The organism is Rhodococcus sp. 24CO (assembly GCF_050586165.1).
Classification (GTDB): domain Bacteria; phylum Actinomycetota; class Actinomycetes; order Mycobacteriales; family Mycobacteriaceae; genus Rhodococcus_F.
Genome location: NZ_JAZFNF010000003.1, coordinates 392,553 through 414,191, shown reverse-complemented (window position 1 = coordinate 414,191; position 21,639 = coordinate 392,553). Strand labels below are relative to the sequence as shown.

24 protein-coding genes and 3 tRNA genes are annotated in these 21,639 nt (G+C 62.1%); 12 read left to right on the top strand and 15 right to left on the bottom strand.

Annotated features, from left to right (window positions below):
• Positions 1-239: 239 nt before the first annotated feature.
• Complete coding sequence (locus V2B23_RS09135; protein WP_430950047.1) at positions 240-1,391, top strand: GGDEF domain-containing protein; 1,152 nt, start codon at positions 240-242, stop codon at positions 1,389-1,391.
• On the opposite strand, the gene V2B23_RS09130 is transcribed toward V2B23_RS09135, so the two are convergent.
• Positions 1,352-1,807: an RrF2 family transcriptional regulator gene (locus V2B23_RS09130; protein ID WP_430950046.1), complete on the bottom strand. Its 456-nt coding sequence runs from the start codon at positions 1,805-1,807 to the stop codon at positions 1,352-1,354. The two genes, V2B23_RS09135 and V2B23_RS09130, sit on opposite strands and share 40 nt — an antisense overlap.
• Positions 1,808-1,919: 112 nt before the next feature.
• Between V2B23_RS09130 and V2B23_RS09125 the strand changes: the two genes are divergently transcribed.
• Positions 1,920-2,855, top strand: coding sequence for a sterol desaturase family protein (locus V2B23_RS09125; protein ID WP_430950045.1), 936 nt, complete (start codon positions 1,920-1,922; stop codon positions 2,853-2,855).
• Here V2B23_RS09125 and V2B23_RS09120 read toward each other — a convergent pair.
• The 7 genes from V2B23_RS09120 to V2B23_RS09090 all read right to left on the bottom strand — a co-directional run bounded on the left by V2B23_RS09120 (position 2,827) and on the right by V2B23_RS09090 (position 6,004).
• On the bottom strand, positions 2,827-3,165 hold the full coding sequence (locus V2B23_RS09120; RefSeq protein ID WP_430950044.1) for a DUF202 domain-containing protein: 339 nt from the start codon (positions 3,163-3,165) through the stop codon (positions 2,827-2,829). The two genes, V2B23_RS09125 and V2B23_RS09120, sit on opposite strands and share 29 nt — an antisense overlap.
• 1 nt (position 3,166) lies before the next feature.
• The gene (locus V2B23_RS09115; RefSeq protein ID WP_430950043.1) at positions 3,167-3,517 is read right to left on the bottom strand and encodes a YidH family protein; all 351 of its coding nucleotides are present in this window, start codon (positions 3,515-3,517) and stop codon (positions 3,167-3,169) included.
• A gap of 110 nt (positions 3,518-3,627) precedes the next feature.
• Positions 3,628-4,311 (bottom strand): YceI family protein, encoded by a 684-nt coding sequence (locus V2B23_RS09110; RefSeq protein ID WP_430950042.1) that lies wholly within the window; start codon positions 4,309-4,311, stop codon positions 3,628-3,630.
• 212 nt (positions 4,312-4,523) lie between these two features.
• Positions 4,524-4,614 (bottom strand) — tRNA-Ser (locus V2B23_RS09105).
• A 56-nt stretch (positions 4,615-4,670) separates the two neighbouring features.
• Entirely contained in the window at positions 4,671-4,862 is a 192-nt protein-coding gene (locus V2B23_RS09100) for a CsbD family protein (protein WP_033235102.1), read from the bottom strand.
• A 140-nt stretch (positions 4,863-5,002) separates the two neighbouring features.
• Positions 5,003-5,464 (bottom strand): nucleoside deaminase, encoded by a 462-nt coding sequence (locus tag V2B23_RS09095; RefSeq protein WP_430950041.1) that lies wholly within the window; start codon positions 5,462-5,464, stop codon positions 5,003-5,005.
• Positions 5,465-6,004, bottom strand: coding sequence for a tRNA adenosine deaminase-associated protein (locus V2B23_RS09090; RefSeq protein WP_430950040.1), 540 nt, complete (start codon positions 6,002-6,004; stop codon positions 5,465-5,467).
• A 48-nt stretch (positions 6,005-6,052) separates the two neighbouring features.
• On the opposite strand from V2B23_RS09090, the gene V2B23_RS09085 reads away from it, so the two are divergent.
• Positions 6,053-7,024, top strand: a complete 972-nt coding sequence (locus V2B23_RS09085) for a prephenate dehydrogenase (protein ID WP_430950219.1) — start codon at positions 6,053-6,055, stop codon at positions 7,022-7,024.
• Positions 7,025-7,062: 38 nt separating this feature from the next.
• Here V2B23_RS09085 and V2B23_RS09080 read toward each other — a convergent pair whose 3' ends face one another.
• Positions 7,063-7,650, bottom strand: a complete 588-nt coding sequence (locus V2B23_RS09080; RefSeq protein ID WP_072782699.1) for a putative glycolipid-binding domain-containing protein — start codon at positions 7,648-7,650, stop codon at positions 7,063-7,065.
• Positions 7,651-7,897: 247 nt separating this feature from the next.
• Here V2B23_RS09080 and V2B23_RS09075 point away from each other — a divergent pair, with 247 nt between their 5' ends.
• The 5 genes from V2B23_RS09075 to V2B23_RS09055 are packed head-to-tail and all read left to right on the top strand — an operon-like array spanning position 7,898 to position 12,335.
• Positions 7,898-9,043, top strand: a complete 1,146-nt coding sequence (locus V2B23_RS09075) for a DNA cytosine methyltransferase (RefSeq protein WP_430950218.1) — start codon at positions 7,898-7,900, stop codon at positions 9,041-9,043.
• A 13-nt stretch (positions 9,044-9,056) separates the two neighbouring features.
• Entirely contained in the window at positions 9,057-9,935 is an 879-nt protein-coding gene (locus V2B23_RS09070) for a hypothetical protein (RefSeq protein ID WP_430950039.1), read from the top strand.
• A gap of 21 nt (positions 9,936-9,956) precedes the next feature.
• Complete coding sequence (locus V2B23_RS09065; protein ID WP_430950038.1) at positions 9,957-10,361, top strand: very short patch repair endonuclease; 405 nt, start codon at positions 9,957-9,959, stop codon at positions 10,359-10,361.
• 10 nt (positions 10,362-10,371) lie between these two features.
• Positions 10,372-11,067 (top strand): DUF998 domain-containing protein, encoded by a 696-nt coding sequence (locus V2B23_RS09060; protein ID WP_430950037.1) that lies wholly within the window; start codon positions 10,372-10,374, stop codon positions 11,065-11,067.
• A gap of 29 nt (positions 11,068-11,096) precedes the next feature.
• Positions 11,097-12,335, top strand: a complete 1,239-nt coding sequence (locus tag V2B23_RS09055; protein ID WP_430950036.1) for an alpha/beta hydrolase family protein — start codon at positions 11,097-11,099, stop codon at positions 12,333-12,335.
• On the opposite strand, the gene V2B23_RS09050 is transcribed toward V2B23_RS09055, so the two are convergent.
• The 3 genes from V2B23_RS09050 to V2B23_RS09040 form a co-directional block, all read right to left on the bottom strand.
• The gene (locus V2B23_RS09050; RefSeq protein WP_430950035.1) at positions 12,332-13,519 is read right to left on the bottom strand and encodes a cation:proton antiporter; all 1,188 of its coding nucleotides are present in this window, start codon (positions 13,517-13,519) and stop codon (positions 12,332-12,334) included. The two genes, V2B23_RS09055 and V2B23_RS09050, sit on opposite strands and share 4 nt — an antisense overlap.
• Positions 13,520-13,586: 67 nt before the next feature.
• Positions 13,587-14,228: a dihydrofolate reductase family protein gene (locus V2B23_RS09045; RefSeq protein ID WP_430950034.1), complete on the bottom strand. Its 642-nt coding sequence runs from the start codon at positions 14,226-14,228 to the stop codon at positions 13,587-13,589.
• Positions 14,229-14,313: 85 nt separating this feature from the next.
• The gene (locus V2B23_RS09040) at positions 14,314-15,147 is read right to left on the bottom strand and encodes a MurR/RpiR family transcriptional regulator (RefSeq protein ID WP_430950033.1); all 834 of its coding nucleotides are present in this window, start codon (positions 15,145-15,147) and stop codon (positions 14,314-14,316) included.
• Positions 15,148-15,430: 283 nt separating this feature from the next.
• On the opposite strand from V2B23_RS09040, the gene V2B23_RS09035 reads away from it, so the two are divergent.
• Positions 15,431-16,660, top strand: coding sequence for an amidohydrolase family protein (locus V2B23_RS09035; RefSeq protein ID WP_430950032.1), 1,230 nt, complete (start codon positions 15,431-15,433; stop codon positions 16,658-16,660).
• A gap of 91 nt (positions 16,661-16,751) precedes the next feature.
• Here V2B23_RS09035 and V2B23_RS09030 read toward each other — a convergent pair.
• The 3 genes from V2B23_RS09030 to V2B23_RS09020 all read right to left on the bottom strand — a co-directional run bounded on the left by V2B23_RS09030 (position 16,752) and on the right by V2B23_RS09020 (position 17,811).
• Positions 16,752-16,824: transfer RNA gene (locus V2B23_RS09030), tRNA-Arg, on the bottom strand.
• An 82-nt stretch (positions 16,825-16,906) separates the two neighbouring features.
• Positions 16,907-16,998, bottom strand: a tRNA-Ser gene (locus V2B23_RS09025).
• 96 nt (positions 16,999-17,094) lie between these two features.
• Entirely contained in the window at positions 17,095-17,811 is a 717-nt protein-coding gene (locus V2B23_RS09020; RefSeq protein WP_430950031.1) for a dienelactone hydrolase family protein, read from the bottom strand.
• A 61-nt stretch (positions 17,812-17,872) separates the two neighbouring features.
• Between V2B23_RS09020 and hisC the strand changes: the two genes are divergently transcribed.
• From hisC to V2B23_RS09005, 3 genes are all read left to right on the top strand, one after another.
• Positions 17,873-18,949, top strand: a complete 1,077-nt coding sequence (gene hisC, locus V2B23_RS09015; protein WP_430950030.1) for a histidinol-phosphate transaminase — start codon at positions 17,873-17,875, stop codon at positions 18,947-18,949.
• 100 nt (positions 18,950-19,049) lie between these two features.
• On the top strand, positions 19,050-20,732 hold the full coding sequence (locus tag V2B23_RS09010) for a bifunctional metallophosphatase/5'-nucleotidase (protein WP_430950029.1): 1,683 nt from the start codon (positions 19,050-19,052) through the stop codon (positions 20,730-20,732).
• A gap of 36 nt (positions 20,733-20,768) precedes the next feature.
• On the top strand, positions 20,769-21,638 hold the full coding sequence (locus V2B23_RS09005) for an MYG1 family protein (RefSeq protein ID WP_430950028.1): 870 nt from the start codon (positions 20,769-20,771) through the stop codon (positions 21,636-21,638).
• Position 21,639 lies beyond the last annotated feature (1 nt).

The window sequence follows — 21,639 nt, the reverse complement described above, 5'->3', positions numbered from 1 at the left end:
TGCAGACATCTGCAAGTTTGCAGAGTCATGCAAAATTGTGGATTGCGGCACAGCCTCGCAGCATTTGTCGGGTAGATCACACTTATCCAGCTCGCGACTCGGCAGCGCCTCGACAAAAGCCACGCCCACACCAGACAATGGTCAACACGGTTGCCATTCATTAACCAACTGCCCTGATCAACACTGTGGATCAACCACTGCGGATCAACCACCCCGATATTGAGCGACTGAGGAATTTCATGGACCCACTCCTGCAAACCTGGCCGGTGCCGCCTTCGGCCATGCTGTGGGGATCGAAGAACAGTCCCGGTTCAATGCTGCGGCTCGTCAACTTCACCATCGGGTTCTGCTCGCTCAACTTTTCCCTGGTTGCCTACCTGTTCCTGATCAGCGGCGAAGGCCCGGACAGGCAGTTCGCACGCACCTGGCTCATCGCATTCGCGTCGGCGAATCTCGTCCCCACCGTTCTCTGGTTCCTCGGAAAGGTTCGCGGGTCACGCGCCCTGAAACTCTTCGGAATCTGGGCCGATCTGGGAACCGCCTCCGTCATCATGACCTTCACCAGCCACGACGCAGCACTCTTCGGCGCGGTGCTCTTCGTAGCCTCCGGCGCCTACTTCACGTACTTCCTCAACTTTCGATGGCTCGCCTTCCACCTAGCCTTCTCCTGCACGTTCATCATTTCCCTGGCGATCCTCGCCATAACCCGCGGGACACTGCCCACTGCCGGCGTCATCGCGCGCACCGACGTCATCCTGTGCGCCGTCATCTTCATCCCGGCCACCATCCAATTCGCCTGGCGGCAACTACTCGCACGCGCCAATGGATCCAAAGTCGACGCACTGACAGGCCTCCTGAACAGGCGCGGACTGTGGGACATGGCCGAGCGGGTCTGGTCGACCTCACACGCCAACCGCGTCGACGTTGCGGTCGCTGTCGTCGACATCGACAAATTCAAAGCCGTCAACGACGCCTACGGGCACGAAGTCGGCGACACCGTCATCATCAGAACCGGCAACCGACTTCAACAACACGTCAACGGATTCGGATACGCAGCGCGCACCGGCGGCGAAGAATTCACGCTCGTCATGATCGGAACGCCCTACGGACTACGCAAACGCATAGCGACTCTGCCCCGCGCAGTTGTCGAAGCCACGGACGCACCCCTGGCGACAGTCAGCATCGGCGCCTCCACGATGCCGTTCACTCCAGACATGGAGCAATTCGACTACACCGCGTTCTCACGCGCGATAGTCCATGCAGATCACCTGATGTACGAAGCGAAATCCTCCGGCGGGAACTCGGCGAATACCGCGCCACTCGACATGACGCGCTTCGACCGAATGCAACGTCAGCGCCGCTTCCAGGCCCCCGGATCCGCCGTCAACTGATTGACAAAATCAGGTAGCTGGCCGTCTGCCACATCCGCCATCGTGACGTTCTCGAGCACCGCACGAAGATTGACGCGGACCGCTATCCACACATCCTTGAGCTGCGTCGCCGGACCCGTGTAATCGACGTCCTCGGGGCGCTCCCCACGGATCGACGCCAATGGCCCTTCCACCGCACGGATGACATCGGCAATCGTGATTTCCGACGCGGGACGGGCAAGCCAGTAGCCGCCCTCCGGTCCGCGCTTACTGGTCACAAGGCCGCCGCGTCGTAGATCCGACAGAACTGCCTCGAGAAACTTATGGGGGATCACCTGCGACGTTGCGAGAAACTCGGCTTTGGCCGGGCCTGGACCAGCTGCTGCGAGTTCCGCCAACGTTCGCACGGCGTAGTCCACCTTTGCGGTGATGTGCACCGGGAATTCCTACCATTCCTCTATGGAAAGGCGCAAGGGAATGCTTCTTCCATGTCGTTACATATTAATGCATAATGTAACGACGGGCCCGTGAACGGACAGGACAACTAGCGTGTGGGACACCCTCCTCGAATCTTGGAAGTCGCTCCTGGAACCACTCCATGACCCGGTAGCGCTGGCCATCCCCGCGTTTGTCCTCTTCCTGGCGATCGAATGGGCAGCAGCCCGCAAACTCGAGGATCATCCCGACCACGCCGACGGCCGAGCACACCCCGCGACGGGCGGTTACCGCGGCGTCGACGCCCGTACGAGCGTTCTACTCGGAGTGGTCTCGATCGCGACCAGCGCCTTCTGGAAAGTCCTTGCCCTGATCGGATATTCCGCCATCTGGGTATACCTCGCACCGTGGCATCTCTCACCGAGCGCGTGGTACACCTGGCTGATCCTGCTACTCGGAATCGATGTCCTCTACTACGCGTATCACCGCATCGCGCACCGCGTTCGAGTTATCTGGGCAACACACCAAGCCCACCACTCGAGCGAATACTTCAACTTCAGCACCGCCCTGCGACAGAAGTGGAACAACAGCGGCGAAATAATCATGTGGCTACCGTTGCCGTTCCTCGGAATTCCGCCGTGGATGATCTTCGTCGGCTTCTCCGTCAGCCTGGTCTACCAGTTCTTCGTACACACCGAGCGAATTGGAAAGCTCTGGCGCCCCATCGAATTCATTTTCAACACGCCATCACACCACCGTGTTCACCACGGGTCGGACGCCGAATACCTGGACCGCAACTACGGCGGAATCCTCATCATCTGGGATCGGATGTTCGGCAGCTTTGCCGCTGAAACACACCGGCCGACATACGGACTCACGACGCCAGTCGGAACGTACAACATCTGGAAACTGCAAACGCGCGAATACGCTGCCATTGCCCGCGATTGGAAAGGGTCGACGTCATGGCGTAATCGCGCGGGCTATGTGTTCGGCCCTCCTGGATGGTCGCCGAAAGCCCAACTCACGTCACCAGAATCCACAAGCCACTAGCCGCGAGAATCAGCAGACTCACCGCCAGTACGGCACCCACACCCAAAGCGGGCGTTGCCTTTTCCCTCGTGAAGAGCTCGAGCCGCGCAGCCCTCGACCGACGCTCGTAGATCGTGACGGCAACGATAAGCACTGCCGCGATTGCCGGACCGATCAGCGCCACCGAACCGAACGGCGGTAACCAGCGCAGGCACGCCACGGCCAAACCGAGAATGGACAAGCTCGTACGCACGAAAGAGAGCGACGTACGTTCGGACTGCAATCCCTTGTCCGGAGGGCTGATGGCGTCGGATGGTTCGACAGTGGTCAAGCTAGTTCACAACCTCGACCACGAGGACCGTCGCACAGATCACCAGGACGATTCCCACTACCGGTGCCATGAGAGGCACCGGTAGTGAGCGTTCGGCACGCAACGCGCGCTCCGCGCTGATCCAGTGGACAAAAGACGTGATTGCGATCAGCGCTCCGCCGACGAGAAGAAGCGCCGCCAGACCGCCGCGAACGCTCTCGCTCAGGATGTCGCCGCCAAAAGCCTCCAGGCCGACGCCCGACGCGATAAATGCCGTCGCGGTGCGTACCCAGGCCAGATACGTCCGCTCATTTGCGAGCGTGAACCGCGGATCCGGGTCTTCACCAGAGCGAAACGGCTTCCACAACCGCATTAGTGAGACCGTCCATCGAGACAACACTCGTACCCGAGCGCGCACCGCGAATTCAAGTTCATGTCCTTAATCTTCCCTGGCGGCGGAAATGCACCGCCACGCGGGTTTGATCAGGACTGGTCGAGCGATACCAGGAAGTCCACGCTGCCACTGCCGTCAACCGTTACGAACCCGAGGGACGGAGGCTGTACACCGAAGTCGGTCCACGTCACCGGAATGGAACCGGACGCGATCAGCGAGTCACCGGAGTGCAGAACCGTCATGTCCACGGACACCGACTTGGACTGACCCTTCAGCGTCAACGTGCCAGGCACCGTCACCGTCGCAGTTGTGCCGTCGGACGGCACCGAAGAGAGGTCCACCGGCGAATCCATCGTGAACGTCGCCGTCGGATAGGTACTGGTGTCCATCACGTTGCCCGTGAACTGGCTGTCGCGTCGGTCCGAGTCGGTCTTGATACTCGCCACCTGCACGGTCACTTCGCCCGCCGTGAGCTTTTCACCGTCTACCGTGGCATTGCCACTCACCTCTCCTGTGGTACCTACGACAGTCACACTCGATCCGTTGAGAATCTCGTGCACGGTGTACCCGGCTGCCGTCTGATTGTCCCCTTGACCCGCGACGACGGTCCACGCACCGTCGATCGCGCCGGACGCCGCCTCGGCACCTTCCGTAGACACCACGGCCGCGGGAGCGTCATCTTCTGCGATGAACTTCCCGTACGCCCACGGCCCCACGAGTAGAGCAAGCACGACCACGACTACTGCTCCGCCGATCCACCACATCTTTTTCATGTGTTCGACGATAGTTGCAGCTTCAACGGATGTCAGGGGCTACGTGCTGTGAGAACTCTGTGAATGCGCCGCAGAGCAGGAGTTTTGGCCGGTTCTGAAATGAGCGAACGGCATGTTCAGCGCATCCAAGGCGATGAACATGCCGTTCGCACCACGAGAGGGGAGAAGTTGCACAAAAAAGCTCCCCACCTGCGTGAACAGGTGGGGAGCTTTGGCGGTGGCGGAGGGATTTGAACCCTCGGACGGGGGTTACCCGTCACACGCTTTCGAGGCGTGCTCCTTAGGCCGCTCGGACACGCCACCGTTGGTGACTTTACCGGATGGTGTGCCCGAGACCGAAATCGCCTGGTGGCGGATCTCTAGGTCAGCTTGTCCTTGACGCTGGAAGCAGCATCCTTGACCTTCTCACCAGCGTCTTTGACCGCCGATTTCACCTGGTCGCCTTTGCCTTCGTTTTCGAGGTCTTTGTTGCCGGTGACACTGCCCGTAGCTTCCTTGGCCTTGCCCCCGAGATCTTCTGCCTTGTTCTGAGCTTTGTCTGCGATTCCCACGAGTACTCCCTTGAGCGAACGCGAACAAATCACCTTCCGGCAATTCGAGATACCGTGACGGCATCTGCCCTCCACCATGCCTGCGTCTGCCGGTTACTGCCACCCCGATGTGGAATCGGTCTCGCTCGGGAATACCGGAATCAGGCCCGCTGATCGCGGAAGAAATCCTCCAAAAGCCCAGCGCACTCGTCTTCGAGCACCCCGCCGCGCACCTGCGGACGGTAAGTCAATCTTCTGTCCCGAACGACGTCCCACAACGACCCGACGGCGCCCGTCTTGGGCTCCCAAGCCCCGAAAACGACCCTCGAGACACGAGCGAGAACCAATGCTCCGGCGCACATCGTGCACGGCTCGAGGGTGACGGCGAGCGTCGCACCTTCCAGACGCCAACCGTCGCCGTAGATTTTCGCGGCAGCACGCAAGGCCAGAATCTCGGCGTGGGCGGTGGGGTCGGACGACGTTTCCCGCGCATTGGCCGCGCGGGCGACCTCGACGCCGTCCGCGTCGAAGACGACTGCGCCAACGGGAACGTCGGCGACTGATGCACTGCGCGCGGCACTGATCGCCGCGCGGATCATGCGCTGATCGTCAGCGAGTGACATCTACCGTGGGAGCTTGTCGAGCACGGCAGAGAATTCGGATTCGAATCCGAGTCGCTGCGCGATCATCGCCAACTGCTCGTCGGGGTACAGATCGGTGTCGGCGGCAATCACCGAGAGGACCGGTTCCGGTAGCCCCAGATCAGCCAGGACCGACAGATCCCCCTCTTCCCAGGGCTCGACATTGTCGAGGTCATCCGGATCGATGTCGGGGATTTCAACGTTCAGCGCGTCGAGGACGTCCGCGGCGATGTCGTAGTCGATAGCGGCGGTCGCGTCGGAAATCAGCAGATGCGTTCCCGTCGGCGCGGGCCGCAAGATGATGAAGAACTCTTCGTCGACGTCGAGAAGGCCGAAAACGGCACCTGAGCTTCGAAGCTCGCGGAGCTCGGTTTCGGCGCTTGCCAACGACGTCAAAGCCGCGGACGTCATGGCCTTGACCGTCCACTTGCCTTCGTCACGTACCACCGCCACGCCGAAGCCTTCGAACTCCTCCGACTGGTTCGAGGAGGCGCTCTTGTTACTCGCGCGCTGTGCACCCATGGCGCAACGGTAGCCCGGCCAGTGCCCGTGAGTGAAGTCCGAGTCCGGATATGCCAACCTGAACGGGTGTCTGCGACAGATTCTGCCCCTCCCGTCTGCGTCCTCGGCCTCGGTTTGATCGGCGGTTCGCTGTTGCGCGCCGCTGCCCGCGCCGGCCGCGAGGTATGGGGTTACAACCGTTCCAGCGAGTCGGCCGACGCAGCGCGCGCCGACGGTTTCGAAGCGCACACCGATCTTGCGCTCACTCTTCGGAAAGCTCGAGAGACCGGCGCGATCATCGTGATCGCCGTGCCCATGCCCGCCGTCGACGCCACCCTCGACGCCATTGCCGCACATGCCCCGAACAACCCGATCACCGACGTCGTGAGCGTGAAGGGTGAGGTGAAGGCGGCCGTCGAACGTCGTGGTCTGAGTGCCCGTTTTGTCGGCGGCCACCCCATGACCGGAACTTCCGCGTCGGGCTGGGCCGTTGGCGATGCAGATCTGTTCGTCGACGCCGTATGGGTTGTCGCCACCGACGACGGCGTCGACGCAGAAGTGTGGACGCAGGTCGCGAACCTCGCGCTGGACTGCGGTTCCGTCGTAGTTCCGGCCGAATCGCTCGAACATGATCGGGCTGTGGCCCGGATTTCGCATCTGCCGCACCTGCTCGCCGAAACATTGGCGATTACCGGCGCGGCCGGCGGTGAACTCGCTCTCGGGCTGGCCGCCGGATCGTTCCGCGACGGCACCCGGGTTGCCAGCAGCGCACCCGGGCTGGTGCGAGCGATGTGCGAGGGCAACCGCGACGCCCTACTCGTTGCACTGGACGAGGCTCTTGCCCTACTGCAGAGTGCGCGAAGCGAACTGCACGAGCAGGGCTCGACAGCCGAACTCGTCGATGCCGGATTCGCGGCGCGAGGAGCCTACGAATCGCATGAACGCTGGGACATCACCGAGGTGAGCGTCGGAGAATCCGACTGGATCGACCGGATGCGTGACGCCGGCCGCCGTGGTGGCGTGATCCGGCGACGCAAGTAGATCCCCGCTGGTGGATCCCGACTGTCAGATCCCGACTGTCAGATCCGGCCGGCCAGTCCTGGGTAATCGAGGATGAATCCTTCGTGGTCGACCGTCACCGTTGCGCTCGATACGGGCGACATCACACTGATGCCGTCGGTACCGCTGCTGTACGTGATGGTTGCGGCTTCGACTCGCAGATCCAGCAGGTTGACGTACACCACCGGAACCTCGACGTCCTGGGTGTCGTTCTGCAGGCCGAAGCGCCTGATGGGAAGGGTGTTGAAGAACGGGCTGAGGATCACGTCGACGTCGAGCGCACCGGAGAAGGACGAGCGCTGGTGGTTGGCGCCGTTCTCCACCATCCAGGTTCCTTCTTCGTCGCGGCTGATCGACATCTGACGCTCACCCGCAGCGAGGGCGGTGCGCACCGACAACCTGCGCGTGATACCCGCCTCGTCTGTGACCAGGTCATATGAGGCGCTGAATGCGGGATGTTCGCTACACGCGCCACCGATGATCCGGCCCGACGCCTTGATGCGATTGCCGCTCAACTGCACACGTACCGACTCCATGCGAGGAGCGTTGTGCGCCTGCCAGGTCAATACCGCAGGCCAGGATGCGCTATCGGAAGGTTGGATGCTCACCCGACCACGGTAATGGACGATGCCCTCGAGAGCACTGCTGGCTGGTGATTATTACCGCGATCAGGGACCTTTTCGTCCGGTGTCGGTGACCTGGGACTGTGTGTAAGGCGATTCACAGCCCGATTCGGCCGCCGATACGTGCGGAATGCCGGTGCGCGAAAAGTTGTGGCAAAAGCTGTCGGACTTCTCGAGTAACGTGCTTACGAGTCGGTTCGTGAGGAAGGGTGCTGTGACGTCGTCGCAAAGCATGGTGGGGTTGTTTGCCGGTATCGGCGGGCTCGAGTTGGGTCTGTCGGAGCACGGGTGGAACACCGAACTGCTGTGTGAAATCGACCCGGGAGCCCAGGCAGTTCTCCGTTCCCGTTTCTCGGACGTCCCACTGCATGGCGATGTCACGAAACTGCGCGCGCTCCCGGCCGATATCGACTTGGTGGCTGCCGGTTTCCCCTGCCAGGACCTCTCGCAAGCCGGTAAGACGGCAGGCATCACCGGCGCCCGCTCGGGCCTCGTCGACGAAGTATTCCGACTGGTCAAGCGCAAAAAGGGTCCGCGGTGGCTGGTCATCGAAAACGTTCCCTTCATGCTGCAGCTAGGCAAGGGCGCCGCGATGCGTCACATCACCGACGCTCTCGAAGACCTCGGTTACACGTGGGCGTACCGAGTTGTCGACGCCCGGGCATTCGGCCTCCCGCAGCGCCGCCAGCGCGTCATCATGCTGGCGTCGCGCACCGAAGATCCCCGCGAAATCCTCTTCGGCCAGGATGCCGGTGAGCGACTCGGCGGCGACCCTGCCGATTTCCCGTGCGGCTTCTACTGGACCGAGGGCACCCGCGGGCTCGGTTGGGCAGTCAACGCCGTGCCAACCCTCAAGGGCGGATCATCCGTCGGAATCCCCAGCCAGCCCGCCGTGCGCCTGCCTTCGGGTGAGATCGTCACACCAGGCCTGGTCGACGCCGAACGTCTACAGGGTTTTGATCCCGACTGGACACTGCCGGCCGTCGACGTTCCCGGCCTACGCCACAGCCATCGCTGGAAGCTCGTCGGAAATGCCGTGAGCGTGCGAATGGCGTCGTGGGTGGGTAGCCGTCTGGTTGATCCCATCGAATACGACGCCGAGTACGAGACTCCCCTCGAACCTGGCGACTCCTGGCCGAGCGCTGCCTGGGGCCGTAACCGCCAAGCCTTCCGCGTCCACACCTCGACATGGCCCGTTCAACACGACTACGAGGATCTGAGCGGATTCCTCGAAGACACTCGGTTGCTGTCCGCTCGGGCAACTGCAGGCTTCCTCAAACGCGCACGCATGGGCAATCTTCGCTTCATCCCCGGATTCATCGAGGACGTCGAAAGCCATCTCGAGCGGATGGGCGGATATCCCGAGGCAGTGGCATGAGCGAGGCAGTGGCATGAGCGAGGGTTCACTGTTTCCCGAACCGGAGTCCCTGTTTCCGGAAACGCTGTTTCCGGAACTCCAGCACGAACCACTGTGGGACGCATTGCGACTCGCGGGCGACAAACCTGCGGCAGATGCCGATCGCGGCGAGAAGAAGAATTACGCGCAGCGGCTTTCCAATCAACTCGCTCAGACCGTTGCCGACGCCTTGCGCCCGCTGTACCCCAACATCACCCCCACTGCGACGGGTGAGGGGCAGGAAGCGACGGTGGATGTCGCGAAGGGCCGAAAGCGCTTGGATGTCAAGGCACTCGACCCCACGCTCGGCTTGATCCTGTGCGTGTCGATCAAGACGTACAACTTCCAGGACTACAGCCCCCGCAGCGGAAAGCTCGGCCGCTGGACCAAGAACATCGTCCGCAATGATCACGAATTACGCGGCGAGGCAATGGTTCTGCATCAGCGCCAGCCGTACAGCGTTCTGGTGGCCGTGATGTTCGAGCCGTACGCCACGTGCGACGACGGCGACCCCACCAAGACCAGCGACACCGGCAAATCCTCGTTCGCCCACCACGTAACCACGTTGTCGAAGCGTTCCGGCCGCGGCAAACGTGCGGTTGTCGGCGTGCCGGGTAAGGCGTGGGTTGATCTGGGCGCCGAGGATACGCGCTACGACCTCTTCGAGAAAGTGTTCATCGGACTGTACGAAACCGATGGCGGCGTACGCTTTTTCGATGTCGACGAGCCGCCTCCCCGCAACGGCCGACCCACTGAGAGCCAAACATTCTCGTTTGACGATTTTGTTGCCATCGTGCACGGTGAAGTGGAGCGTCGCAACAGGTTTGCCCCCACCTGGTCAGACCCGGACGACGGCGACGACTCCGACAGCTGAGCCCTACGAAGGTGACTGACAGTGCCCGCGACGGATCCGACCACCAGCGCCCGGATGAGCGCGCAACGTCGACGCGACACCAAACCCGAGATCGCGATCCGGCGCGAACTACATCGGAGCGGACTGCGGTACTTCGTCGATCGGGCTCCCGTCAAAGGTGTTCGCAGACGGGCCGATTTGGTTTTTCCGCGTCGGAAGGTGGCGGTGTTCGTCGACGGCTGTTTCTGGCACTGTTGCCCGCTCCACGCGACATACCCCAAGAACAATGCGCAGTGGTGGGCGGACAAGTTGGCTGCCAACGTGCTGCGAGACCGGGACACCGATGCACGCCTCGCCGAACAGGGTTGGACCGTCATCCGCATCTGGGAGCACGAAGATCCGTTGACGGCAGCCGAACGCGTCCGGAACACTCTTCTCGCTCCGTAAGCTTCGTGGGGTGAGCGGACTTGGTGGAGCGCGGGTAGTTCTGGCGGGTGCGCTGATTCTCGGTGGAATCGTGTACTCGTCGTGGATTCTGGCGTTCTTCCTCGACACCGGCCTTGATCCCGTGACGTCGTTCCTCAGTGAACTCGACGCTGCAAATCAGAAATACCGCGACGTGTTCGGTAACGCCGACGTTGTCTCGGCCGTTTTGATGTTGGTGTCAGCGACGCTCGGACTGCTGGTTACGGAGCGACGCAAATTCTATGTGGCGGGCTGGATTGCGCTGGCCGTGTTCGGTGTTGCCACGATTGCGGACGCGTCGTTTCCGTTGGACTGCTCCGGCCCGGATTGCGCGGCGAGCGAGCCCGGCGGACTACTACCGCAACTGCATCACGTTCATGCTTTGACCAGCAGTGTCGCTGTCTTTGCGATCTTCACCGTGATGATCACGTTCACCGTCGGGGCCTTCCGCTATTCCGAGCATCCGTTGTTGCGCACCGTCGGATCAGGTCTTCTGATCACGACTTCCGTTGCGACGGTGTGGATGTTGACAACTAACGGCATAGAACTGGCCGGCGGCGGTAATCTAGGCTTGGGAATCGCCCAACGTGCACAGGTTTTGGGAATGTCTTTGTGGCTGTGCACCCTGGGTTGTGCGGTATTGCGGCGACAGGAAAGGTTTTTGAACAGCGATTTCGGGCGATCCTGACATACACGGACCTACCGAAGGGTGTGCCCATGTCACTCGCGTCGACGTTCTTCTCCCACCCGCATCAGGCGTTCACCACGGGGTTTTACCGCAACGAGTCTTTCGACTACGAACTGCGAGTCCTCCTCGGCCAGGCAACGTACGGCGCCTCCGATACCGGAGAAGTTCTTGCTGCCATCGCCGAAGTCGGCGACAAAGACCACGAAGGTTGGTACGTCGCGTGGTTCGACCTCGGATCACGGATCTTCGAGGAAGCCGAGGAATCCGCGCGCGCCGGACATTTGCGCAGCGCATCCAGCGCGTATCTTCGGGCAGCGTCGTACTTCGCTGTTGCCGTCAATGCCGTCGACGGACTGACCGACGACTCGGTGCTGGTTCCCACGTTTCGGCACCACCGCACCGCGTGGGACGGTTTTGTCGACACCACCTCGCACTCCGTGGAGCGCGTGCGCATTCCGTACGAGGACACCACGATGCCGGGGTACTTCTTCCGTCCCCCCGGAGATGTACGACGCCCGACGCTCATCATGGTGAACGGCAGCGACGGCCCCATCAGTTCGATGTGGGTCAACGGCGGCGCCGGAGCGCTCGAACGCGGCTACAACGTGCTGATGTTCGACGGACCGGGTCAGCAGTCCATGCTGTTCGAGAGCAATGTTCCATTCCGCCATGACTGGGAAGCTGTCATCACCCCTGTCGTCGACTTCCTGATCGACCGACCCGACGTCGACGCGTCGAAGTTGGCAATGTGTGGCATCAGTCAGGGTGGCTATTGGGTGCCGCAGTCACTGGCGTTCGAGCATCGGATCGCCGCGGCAATCGCTGATCCCGGCGTGGTCGACGTATCCGCGTCGTGGCTCGTTCACATCCCGCGCGGCATGCAGAACTTACTGGAAGAAGGCAAGTCGGAAGCCTTCGACCGGGACATGGCGATGGGGTTGCGAGCATCGAAGGAAACGGCCCGCACCTGGCGATTCCGAGCCCGGCCGTACCTGACCGACGGCTATTACAACACTCTGGCCGAGGTACGGAAATACCGCCTCGAACATGTTGCGGGCTCGATCACGACTCCCCTGCTGATCACCGATCCCGAACACGAACAGTTCTGGCCGGGGCAATCGCAACGACTCGCTTCGCTGTCCGGCGGACCCACCACTCTGGTTCCGTTCACGGCCGCCGAAGGCGCGAGTTTCCATTGCCAACCGATGGCCCGGCGCCTCACCGACCAACGCATGTTCGACTGGCTCGACGAGCAGTTGGGCCTCTAGACGACTGAACCGACCTTCTCCGGACGGTTCAGCAGCGTTGCACACATCGGGAGCAGCAGAACGGTAATTGCGCCGGCCGCCACCAGAATCGACGCATTGGACGACGACATCTGACCGGCACTGACAGCGGCACCGGTGACGGCCACGATCATCGGCAACCCGGTAGCCCCGTACAGCGCGACCTGTGCGCTCTCCCTGGTACTGAAAGGTGGTTCGACCTTCTCGAACTTGGTCGTGAAAAACACCGGCACACCGCGAACCACGATGATGAGAACAAGGAACGCCAGCAGGACGGTGGGATTCTCCGCGACCGCCGACACGTCGATTGCCATTCCGGAAGTGATGAAGAAGATCGGAATGAGGAATCCGAAAGCAATACCGTCGAGCTTGATCTCCAACCGCTCGTTGCCGTCGGGCATCAGGCGTCGCAGGATGAAACCGGCCGCAAAGGCGCCGAGAACAACGTCCAGCGAGAATACGGCCGAGAGCGCACCCAGACCGACCAGCAACAGGATCGTCAGGCGAACCGTGGTCTGAGCTGTGGTGTCTGCGCCGGAACGGACAAGTGTGTGCGTCCACGATCCGTGCGAGATCAGCTTGGTCGGCAGCACCGCAAGAATCACCGCGATCAGCGCGAATGCCGCGAGGACCACCAGCGACAGGACAGCGCCACGCGCACCGAGCAATACGGCCATCGCAACAACGGGGCCGAGTTCGCCGACAGCGCCGTGATTGAGGACCGTCCGGCCAAGCCGGGTGTCGAGGATTTTGTTGTCCTTGAGAATCGGCAGCAAGGTACCCAACGCCGTCGACGTCATCGCAATCGCAACCGCCGCTTCTGCGGAGATCACACCCTGCGCCCCCAAGAGCGCGACGATCGCAAACGCCAAGGCGAGGCAAAACAGCCACGTGTACAGCGCTCGCCGGCCACCAGCGCCGCTCAGTTCCTTGCGGTCGATCTCGTAGCCGGCGAGCAAGAACAGCATGCCGAGGCCCAGTTCCCGAAGGATCCCGATGGCCTCACTCTCTGCCGCCAAGTTGAGCGCAAAAGGCCCGACAACCGCGCCGGCGACCAACAACAGCACAACTTCCGGCACCAGGCGCCGCGGGAACAGGCCCGCGACAAAAGGCGCGAGGGCGGCGATCAGCGCAATCCAGAACAGCGACGAGGCAATTGAGGGCACGTATCATTATCGGGCATTTACGACAGATGTGCCTGCGATTACGTCAACGGCGCGTTACCTTCTGAGCTTATTTTCGCCAGAACAGGTGGTGGGTCATCCCACTCGGGCTCGGCACGATCTCGAGATTGAAACGGTCACGCAACTCGTCCGGTGAATCCCAGAGACGGAGCCCCGAACCGAGCTCGATCGGAGAAACAGCGACGTGCATGGTGTCGACAAGATCCGCGTCGAGAAACTCCCTGATGGTGGTCACCCCACCGCCGAGCCGGACGTCCTTACCCCGGGCGGCCTCGCGGGCCTGCTCGAGCGCGGTCGCCGGGTCCGCGTCGACAAAATGAAATGTCGTGTCGGAAAGGGTGAACGACGGCCTCGGGTGGTGGGTCATGACAAACACGGGCGTGTGGAATGGCGGCTCGTCGCCCCACCATCCCTGCCACTCGAGGTCTTTCCAGGGTCCACGCTGGAATCCGAATTTGTTGCGGCCCATGATTTCGGCGCCGATATTCTGGGCGAAGTCGCGAGAGAAGTAATCGTCGAGCCCTCGACTTCCACCGGGGTCAGTTCGATTCGGCCAGCTGGCCGTGGCTCCGGCCCACGCAAACATATCGCGATGGTCGAACCCGAACGGGCTCTCGAAACTCTGGTTCTCACCCGCGGCGACTCCGTCACTGGAGATGGTGAAGTTCTGGACCCGTAGTAGCTGATTCACTATGCGCTCCCGCACTCTCGAAGATGGTGATACAGGAGTTGAGACTCGGCAGAGAGGTGAAACTCATCGGCGCCGGGACTATGGATCAAGCCTGATCGTCCATGAGACTGAGCGTCTCCCAAGCCTGCTCGATGCGGCCGGCCGAAAAACGGGCATCGGAGCTTTCGAGTTCGGCGAGAATGGCCTGAACGACAGCGACCATGGCTGTCAGCGACGGAGTCACGTAGATACCCTCGATCGGGGTGATCACGACATGATCGGCGTATGCGTTCAGGGGTGACGAGTGCAGGTCGGTGAGAACGGCGATAGTCGCGCCCCTTTCGCGTGCAAGACGGGTTAGTCCACGCAATGTACTGGTGAGGCGCCAAACATTGATGACGATGACGCAGTCGCGTTCGTCCAGGTGGGACACGTGTATCGCCTGCGAAGTTGCGGAGCCTGCCGAGAGGCGAATGTCGTAGCCGTAGATGGATGCCAGGTAACTGAGTACCTGTGCGGGTCCTCCACCGGATCCACTGGTGATCACCACTATTCGACGGGCCGCTTTCATCGCGTCCGCAACGCTCTTGATCGCAATGACGTTGGCCGCGGACGAGACGGCGGCGAGATTTGCCACGTCCTGCCTCAGCATTTGCGCCGCCGCCTCCGTTGATTCGGGGCGCTCGGGATTCGTTGTCACGAGTGAGTCGAGATATTCGGCTCGGAGCGCTTGACGAAGATCGCTCCACCCGTCGAACTGGAGCTGCTGGGCGGTCCGCACAACAGTGGAGACATTCACCCCAGCGCGCTCGGCGACTTCGCGGCCAGATGCATAAGAGGCGAACTGTGGCATCTGTGCAAGAACCTGTAGGACCCGATCGGCCTGAGCTCCGAGGTTCGCGCGCTCTGCCCGTTGCGCGAGCATCGTCCCCACCGTCACCTCGGAGCGCCTCTTTTCACTGGATCTAATACATGGCATCAGCGTCGATGACGACCTGAAACACCTCACTGGTCGCAGTCACGCTATCACCGCAATTCTCAGGCCTCCTTGGGAAAACTTGGAACGCGCGTGCCGAGCTGTGACGACAGAGCACCGAACACCTCGCACAAACAAAGTGTTGCACGAATCATCAGTATGCATCTAATGTTGCGCGCAATCCAGGCCTCGACGAGCGCCTTCCCGCAGCCAACGGACAACGATCAATCGCTTTCAAGGAGAGACCATGCACACTCGGGTAATAAATGCCCACACGCTCGAACCCTCGACCGGCGAGCGGCAGAAGAATGCTTGGATCGATATAGCCGACGGGCTGATCGTCGACAGCGGAGTGGGGCGGCCCCCCGCTTCGCCCGGTGACATTCGAATCATTGATGCAGGTGGGGGCACAGTTATGCCCGGCTTGGTCGACGCGCATGTCCACATCCTGGTGACGACGACAAATACCGCCGAAATTGCTGGATGGACGCCGGGCTACGCGACGGTGAGAGCGCTGCGCTCGGCGGGTGACATGCTCCGACGCGGATTCACCACCGTGCGTGATGTCGGTGGCGCCGACCATGGAATGGCCCGCGCTTTGCAGGAAGGCTTGGTCCCCGGGCCACGACTGATCTTCGGCGGTAAAGCGCTATCGCAGACAGGTGGCCACGGAGACTTCCGCTCTCTCAATGACACCTCTGCGCCCTGCTGTCAGCTGAAACCCGACTTCGGACGTATCGCGGACGGCGTCGATGCCGTTCGCCATGCGGCCCGCGACGAGTTCCGCAAGGGCGCGCATCATCTGAAGCTTGTCGTCTCCGGTGGGGTTGCATCCCCGACTGACGAGATCTCGGCGGTCCAGTACACGCACGAAGAGATACGTGCCGCTGTCATCGAGGCCGAGAACCACAATCGATACGTCACGGTGCATGCCTACCACCCGCGCTCGGTGAATCAGGCGCTGAGGGCTGGCGTGCGATGCGTCGAGCACGGCAACCTCATCGACGACGAGTCGATCCGCCTGCTCGTCGAGAACGACGCCTTCTTGGTACCGACGATCATCACGTACGAGGCGATGTACGAGGCCGGCGCTGCATCCGGGCTGTCCGCAGGATCACTGAAGAAGCTCGACGAGGTTCGCACAGCGGCCGTCGGCGCGCTCGAACAGGCACACCGGGCAGGAGTGAATCTGGTCTACGGCAGCGACTTGCTCGGGCATCTGCAAACGCGTCAACTCGAAGAGTTCACGATCCGTGCGCGCGTTCAGCCGATCCTCGACGTGATACGCAGCGCCACCAGCACTGCTGCACGCCTACTCGGCATGGAAGGAGAGATCGGCACCCTCGCGCCGGGTGCTCACGCGGACCTTCTCGTGTTGGACGGGGATCCGGAACAGGACCTCACTGTCCTCACCACGCCGGAGCGGTACTTGCGTCACGTGCTCCACGGTGACGGCGTCACCGACATCGCGAAGTGATGGACGTAACAGCGGGACGCGGCGGCCTCCGTCGCCAGAAATACAAGAAAGCCCCTCACCGGCATCTCTGCTGGTGAGGGGCTTTCTGTTGTGCGCCCGAAGGGATTCGAACCCCTAACCTCTTGATCCGTAGTCAAGTGCTCTATCCGTTGAGCTACGGGCGCATGTTCTGTTGTGTTGCTGGTCTTGCGTGTCTTGCCGTCGTACTTTCTATCATTTCTTACCCGCCGGTCAAAATCACCGGCGTGGCGGAGGCGAGAGGATTTGAACCTCCGGTCCCTCGTAAAAGGGACAACTCATTAGCAGTGAGTCCCATTCGGCCGCTCTGGCACGCCTCCCTGGGGGTTCCGATCCTTTCGGACCGCCGGGACGAAAGATTACACACTTCTCACCACCAAAGGCAAAACGAGTGGTCAGAGGCCTGGTCCATGGCGTTATCGCAGGTTGCCGTCGAACCAGTCGAAGATCCGGGTGCGGGCGTCGATGATCGCGGCGGCGCACGGGTCGTCGTCGTCCCGGCCTTCGGGGATTTGTGGTGGTTCGTCGGCTCGATGCTGCAATCCTGCGTAACTCACCACCAGGGTCGCCACGTCGGCTTTGGCCGTCGCCTCCCTCAGCCTGCTGACGTGCTCGGGCGGAGTGTCGGGATCGTCTTCTCCGTACAGGGCGAGCCACGGGGCTTGGAGGGACACCGCGGCGTCGACCAATGCCTGCGCGTCGACGGACAGCGCTTCGACGATTCCACGAGCGGCGACACTCACAGCCGCACCGACGGGACGACTGGTTGCGACGAGCATGGCCGCGGTGCCTGCCGCGTCGAAACCGAGGACGCCGATGGTGTCGGCCGGGACGTCGCGGCCCGTGAGCCAATCCAGGGTCGCGTCGACGTCGGCAAAGAGGTTGTCACCGAAAACATCGCCCTGAATGTGCTCGGGTTCGCGGTGGAAAAGATGCGGGGCGACGGTCAGCCAGCCGTCGACGGCGAGAGCGGCCATCAACTCCAGGAGCGCTTTGCTGAACTGTCTCGCCTCGTGCAATACGACGATCGCGCCACGGGTCGGGCCGTCGGGTTCCACCACGGTCAGTGGCACAGTGGCGACGACGCCGTCGGCCACCCGCAGACTCGCGGCATCTCGGAACATTCCCGACATGTTCCTACTCTGACACGTGGACGGCTCGAGCGCACCGAATCAGAGCGCGCATAATCGGACTGTGACCCCACACATTCGCCCCGACCTCGCATCGATCCCCGCCTACGTTCCCGGACGCAATTTTCCGGGTGCGATCAAACTCGCGAGCAACGAAACGACACTGGGCCCGCTGCCCAGCGTCCGTGATGCCGTCGCCGAAGCCGTCGGTCACGCGAACCGTTACCCCGACAACGGCGCGGTGGCATTGATCGAGACACTGGCGTCATTCTTGAATGTCGAACCGGCCAACGTCGCTGCTGGTTGCGGCTCTGTGACGCTGTGCCAAGAATTGGTGCAGGTTACGTGCGATCCGGGTGACGAGGTCATCTACGCGTGGCGCTCCTTCGAGGCATACCCGGTGGTGACTCAGGTCGGCCACGCAGTGTCCGTGAAGGTTCCGCTGGCCGAGGATTTCGGGCACGACCTCGACGCGATGCTTGCCGCGATCACCGACCGCACCCGCTTGATCTTCATCTGCAACCCCAACAACCCGACCGGCAATGCACTGTCGAAAGCGGAACTCGAGAACTTCTTGGACGCCGTTCCGTCGAGCGTCGTCGTCGCTCTCGACGAGGCGTACTACGAGTACTCCCGGTCCGATGCGAACGGCATCGAACTGTTCCGCGATCGCCCGAATGTGGTTGTGCTGCGCACATTCTCGAAGGCGTACGGCTTGGCCGGCATCCGGGTGGGTTACGCGGTGGCCCATCCGGAGATCATCGTTGCGCTCGGCAAGGTCCACACACCGTTCTCGGTGAGCGCGCTCGCGCAGACCGCGGCTATCGCGTCCCTGGCTGCAGCCGACGAACTCCTCGCCCGCACCGACGCCGTCATTGCGGAACGGACCCGCGTCCGCACCGCACTGATCGAGGCCGGCTACACCGTCCCCGAATCGTCGGCGAATTTTGTCTACCTGCCACTGCGTGAACTCTCCCCCGGCTACGCCGACGCAAGTACCGAAGCGGGCATTCTGATCCGCCAGTACGGCACCGAGGGCGTCCGCATGACCATCGGCGATCCGGACGAGAACGATGCCTTCCTCGCATTTGCCTTGACCGACGAAGCCAGGCGCTTGGCGGGAATCGGCGTCAGCGCGTGACACTTGATACATAACTGTTACGCCCAGCCCTAGAATTCGTTCTCGCGGCCAGGCACACTCAGGAAGGTTCAAATCCGGTCCCGAGGAAGGAGCACGAAGTATGACGCGAGGCATCACACGCGCTTGTGCTGTGCTCGCGACTTCTCTCCTCGCAACCTCCCTGGGTGTAACTGGTGTGGCTAATGCCCAAAGCCCCGATACCGTCTCGGTCCGACTTCTTGCGTTCAACGATCTCCACGGCAGCCTGCTGCCACCAGAAGGCGAACGCAGCCAGATCATGCAGGCCGACGGTTCGTACACCCCCGCGGGCGGCGCCGCCTACCTCGCCGCGTACGTGTCCCAACTGCGGGGCCAAGCGTCGAATTCGCTGCTCTACTCCGTGGGTGACAACTGGGGATCGTCTGCACTGGAATCGTCGATGTTCGACGACGAACCGACAGTCGAACTCCTCAACCGCATGCAGATCAATGCGTCGGCGATCGGTAATCACGAACTCGACGACGGCCTCGCGGAATTTCGTCGGATGGAATCGGGTGGGTGCTCCGCGCAGAACGCGTGCACCTTCAGTCCAGAGTTCGGTGGAGCGAATTTCCCGCTGATGGCGGCCAACATGACGTACACCGACGGCACACCGGCGACGCTGCCCTTCACGGTCGACATCGTGGACGGCGTTCCCCTCGGCGTGATCGCGATTGCGGCTAGTAATACAGCGCAGATCGTGGCACCGGACGGCGTCTCGACCCTGAAATTCGGCGACGAGGTCGAAGCAATCGATCGCACCGCGGACGTTCTCGACTTCTTCGGAGTCAAAGCCATCACCGTGCTGTTGCACCGCGGCGACGAACCGGACATTGCGGGTGGGCCCAACGACTGCAACGTCACGTCCGGCCCCGCTCGCGACATCGCGTTGCGAGCATCGCCGAAAGTGGACGTCATCTTTACCGCGGACAGTCATCAGCAGTACAACTGCGAATACCCCGACCCCGCCGGAAATTCCCGCGTAGTGATGCAAGGCGCGTCGCACGGTCGCATCGTTTCCGTCGCGGACGTCGTGATCGACCGCACCACTCGAGACGTCCTGCGAGATCAGACATCGTCGTTCAATCAGATAGTGACACACGATATTTCACCCGACCCCGACACAGCAGCACTTGCCGATCAAGCGTGGAATGCGGCTGCGGAAGTGGCGCAACGTCCCGTCGGCACAATCACCGCCGACCTGACTCGCGACCAGGCGACCAGCGGAGAATCCGCCCTTGGCAACCTGATCGCCGACGCTCAATTGGCGGCAGGCACCGAGCGGGGAGCACAAATCGCTCTGACCAATCCGGGCGGAATCCGCGAAGACCTCGACACCGGAACCGTGACGTACCGCCAGGCCCATGCGGTACAACCGTTCGGCAACAGCATCGAGGTGCTGTCCATCACAGGTGCGGCATTGAAAGACGCACTGGAACAGCAGTTCCAGTTTTCGCCGGAATACTTGCCGTTCGAACGAATCCTCGCCCCGTCCACCGGTTTCACGTACACGCTCGACCGTAAGGCCCCCGCCGGCTCACGCGTGTCGGAAATGCGCCTGAACGGCGAAAACATCAACCCGAACACGGTTTATCGTGTTGCGGTCAACAAGTTCCTCGCCGAGGGCGGCGACGGGTTCACCGCCCTGCGCAGCGCCGTCGAAACAACCGGAGCGGGCAACGACCTCGACGCTCTGGTTGCCCTGTTCACCTCCGGCTCACCAGTAGCGCCACCGGCCACCGATCGCATCCGCACGGTCGGCTGAATAGGCATCAGCGAGCCGATTGCCTAGTCTCGACTGGTGATCATCGCGACCCATAACGGCAAGTTCCACGCAGACGACGTCTTCGGCGTATCGCTCCTGAAGCAGCTGTACCCCGACGCCACTGTCGTCCGCACCCGTGACGAGGACGTCCTGAACAGCGCAGACATCGTGCTCGACGTCGGCGGACGCTACGAGCCGGCGGCCGGACGCTTCGACCACCACCAGCGCGGCGCAGGCGAACGCAGCAACGGCATCCTGTACTCGGCCTTCGGGTTGCTGTGGCAGGAATACGGCCTGAAGTTCTGCAACGGCGACGAGTCCGTGTGCCGTCGTATCGACGGCCGCCTGGTCGAGGGCATCGACGCCGTCGACAACGGCCAGGAGATCTACACCCTCAACGAGTTCGGCACCAAGCCGTTCGACCTGTCCGCGGTTCTGGATCTGTTCAATCCCATCTCGTCCACAGACGAGGAGTTCGACACGCAATTCGAACTCGCGGTTGCGCTCGCAACGCAGATCCTGATTCGCTTGCGCGCCAAGTACGCCGGTGACGCGGCCGCCGAGAAGGAGTTCGCCGAGACGTACGCCAAAGCGTCGGATCCGCGATTTGTCGTGCTGGAACGCTTCATTCCGCACGGCCGGGCGGCGTCGGCTCAGCCGGAGCTGTTGTTCACGATCTTCCCGAACACCAACGGCGGCTGGTCGATTCAGACCGTCAAGCCCGCTGATTCGAAGTTCGGTTCACGAAAGCTGTTGCCGGAGCAGTGGCGCGGCCTCAACGGTTCGGATCTGGCAGCAGAGACCGGCGTCGACTCGTCTGTGTTCTGCCACAAGGCCGGATTCATCGCTGCCGCACACACTCGCGACGACGCGATGAAGCTGCTGGAATTGGCTCTCGCAGAGTAGA